General features: G+C 63.4%; 4 protein-coding genes. 2 read left to right on the top strand and 2 right to left on the bottom strand.

Going from position 1 to position 2,989, the window contains the following annotated elements:
* Both P3W85_RS43550 and P3W85_RS43545 read right to left on the bottom strand, forming a co-directional pair.
* The coding region (locus P3W85_RS43550; RefSeq protein WP_276269380.1) for an ammonium transporter at positions 1–882 on the bottom strand (882 nt) is incomplete at its 3' end.
* Positions 883–932: 50 nt separating this feature from the next.
* The gene (locus P3W85_RS43545) at positions 933–1,271 is read right to left on the bottom strand and encodes a P-II family nitrogen regulator (RefSeq protein WP_035807392.1); all 339 of its coding nucleotides are present in this window, start codon (positions 1,269–1,271) and stop codon (positions 933–935) included.
* A 422-nt stretch (positions 1,272–1,693) separates the two neighbouring features.
* Here P3W85_RS43545 and P3W85_RS43540 point away from each other — a divergent pair, with 422 nt between their 5' ends.
* Positions 1,694–2,059 (top strand): hypothetical protein, encoded by a 366-nt coding sequence (locus tag P3W85_RS43540; protein WP_276269379.1) that lies wholly within the window; start codon positions 1,694–1,696, stop codon positions 2,057–2,059.
* Between the two features lie 127 nt (positions 2,060–2,186).
* Entirely contained in the window at positions 2,187–2,819 is a 633-nt protein-coding gene (locus P3W85_RS43535; RefSeq protein WP_276269378.1) for a malonic semialdehyde reductase, read from the top strand.
* Positions 2,820–2,989: the final 170 nt, after the last annotated feature.

The following is a 2,989-nucleotide window of genomic DNA, read 5'->3' as shown; positions in this document are numbered from 1 at the left end:
CGCCGATCCTGCATTGAAGCCAAACCAACCCACCCACAGCATCGCCGCGCCGATCAGCGTCAGCGTGAGGTTGTGGGGCGCCATCGGCTCCTTGCCGAAGCCGACGCGCTTGCCCAGCACCAGCGCGCACACCAGGCCCGCGATCCCCGCGTTGATATGCACCACCGTGCCGCCGGCGAAGTCCAGGATGCCGGCGGCCGCCAGCCAGCCGCTCGGCTCCCACACCATGTGGGCGATCGGCGCATAGACAATGAGCGACCACAAGGCCATGAACACCAGCATGGCCGAGAATTTCATGCGCTCGGCGAAGGCGCCGCAGATCAGCGCGGGGGTGATGATGGCGAAGGTCATCTGGTACACCATATAGACCGTTTCCGGAATGGTCGCGGCCAGGTGGCTGACGGTGAGCGTGGTCGCCTTGTCCCCCTTGACGTAGTTCATGCCGTGCAGCATGAAGCGCGACAGGCCCCCGATGAAAACATTGCCCGGGGTGAAGGCCAGGCTATAACCGACGACGGTCCAGAGTATCGTGACCAGGCAAGTGATGGCGAAGCTTTGCATCAGCGTGGCCAGCACGTTCTTCTTGCGCACCATGCCGCCGTAGAAAAGCGCCAGGCCAGGTACCGTCATGAAGAGCACCAGGGCCGTGGAGGTCAGCATCCAGGCGGTGTCGCCGCTGTTAAGGTTCCTGGCATCGGTGACAAACGGCGCGGTGGGCGCCGCGGGGGCTGCATCCGGCGCCGCGGGGGCTGCCGCGGCCGTTGCCGCCGTGGCGGCGGAGGCGGCGTCGTCGGCCAGCGCGGCGCCGGAATGACTGCCCAGGCTCAACGCCACCGCGGCGAGCGCCCCCACTATGACGATTCTGGCAAACAGCTTCTTCATGGGATGCCTCCTGCCTGTGCAAATGTGTGTAGGGTCAGAGCGTTAAAGCGTTAAAGCGCATCGGCGCCGACTTCGCCGGTGCGGATCCGGACCGCCTGTTCGATGTCGCAAACAAAAATCTTGCCGTCCCCGATCTTGCCGGTGCGGGCCGCCTGCTCGATCGCCTCGATGGCATGCTCCACCTGATCGTCGCGTATCACCGCCTCGAGCTTCAGCTTCGGCAGGAAATCCACAACGTACTCGGCTCCTCGATAGAGTTCCGTGTGCCCCTTCTGACGCCCGAACCCCTTGACCTCGGTCACGGTCATGCCCGCTACGCCAAGCCCCGAGAGCGCTTCGCGCACATCGTCGAGTTTGAACGGCTTGATGATTGCGATGATCATTTTCATGAAACTCCCCCCTTGAAGGCTGCATCAGGATGAAGCGAAGCGGTTCGGCGGCGCAGTGCCGGCGCAGGCACGCGGACGGCATCCGCCGCCCCGCAAACCTGCGATCGATGCGAGCAATGGCTGCAGTTGGAGAGTGAGTGAACCGAGTTTCGAGTCCAGCGTACCGCTTGCCCCGGTCAAGCGATACGGGTGAGGCATGGGCCTCCCGGGAACGCGGCATTCTGCCGATCCGGGAAGCGCCCTGTCATCTCGGCCTGTGCAAAGACCGGCACTGGCGGCGCTGATCGACAGCGCGCCGGCATGCGGGTCCCCGTTAGCCTGTTCTCCCCCGTGAGCCAGGGAATCCGTAATGCGCAACGGGCCAGGAAACCGGACACCTCCAGCAGTGGGCTCTTTTTTCATCATGCGCCTCGCGGGGTCAAGTGAAAATGCTGGTGCTCGGTGATTTGCTGCAACTCCCGTGCCATACGGTGGCGTTGCGCATCGATCGGATACTCGCGCACGCAATGCAGACGAAAAAGCACCTGGCCGCTTCGAAAGATTGCCAATGCGAACTGGCGAGCGCATGCCGCACACCGGCGCTCTGTTGGCCGTGCACGATAAATGGGCACGGCTGCACGCAAGTGGCACAAGAAAAGGGAATGCACTCGCCATCGATCGACGCGCGATGGCTGGCTTTCAGTCTGTCGGTGCCGGCACCGATGCCCGGGAAGGGCCGCCACCTACCCGGTTCAGGTGGCTTTCTGGATACCGGCACGCCTGCCGGCGTTGACGCTGAACAATGGTGACGCCAAGCCTTGCGAATTCATGCAAGGGCCGGTACAGGGCCGCCTATGCTAGACGGAGGCGTCGGCAGGGGCGGCAGCGGCCCGGCCGCGTGACCACAGGGTCCAATCCCGGTTCAAGGAGATGACAATGAACAAGCGCTTGAGTGAGGAAGGCATGGATCTGCTGTTTCGCGAAGCACGCACGCACAATGCCTGGCTGAATCAGCCCGTGAGCGACGAGACCTTGCGGCAGCTCTATGACCTGATGAAATGGGGACCGACCAGCGCCAACTGCAGTCCCGCGCGAATCTTGTTCCTGCGCAGCCCCGAGGCCAAACAGCGCCTGTTGCCCGCGCTGGCGCCAGGCAATGTGGATAAGACCATGGCCGCGCCGGTCACCGCCATCATTGCCTACGATGTGAAGTTCTATGAGTTTTTGCCCAAGTTGTTTCCGCATGCGGACGCGCGCTCCTGGTTTGCCGACACACCGGAACTGGCCTCGGCTACGGCGAGGCGGAACAGCTCCCTGCAGGGCGCGTACTTCATGATCGCTGCACGCTCGCTGGGACTGGACTGCGGACCGATGTCCGGCTTCGACAATGCCAAGGTCGACCACGAATTCTTCCCCGCGGACACGAAGGCCAATGCCTTCCAGCTCGAACACTTCCCGGACAGTCACGTGAAAACGAACTTCCTGTGCAATCTGGGCTATGGCGATCCCGGCAAGCTGTTCCCGCGCAGCCCCCGCCTGGACTTCGACGAGGCATGCAAGCTGCTCTGACCTGCCTGGCCGCCGCTCATGACGGCCTCCATTGCCGGGGTGCCGTTATCAGCTCGCATAAGGCGAATAAAAGCACAAGCGCAATCCAAGGGAGGCCCGGGACGCGCCGGCGTCTGCGCGAGGACTGCGAGATTACTCCGGCCTCCCCGCGCCGAAACGATAGACCACCA

Source organism: Cupriavidus basilensis (assembly GCF_029335485.1).
GTDB lineage: Bacteria > Pseudomonadota > Gammaproteobacteria > Burkholderiales > Burkholderiaceae > Cupriavidus > Cupriavidus basilensis_E.
This window is presented reverse-complemented; position numbering and strand designations above follow the sequence as displayed.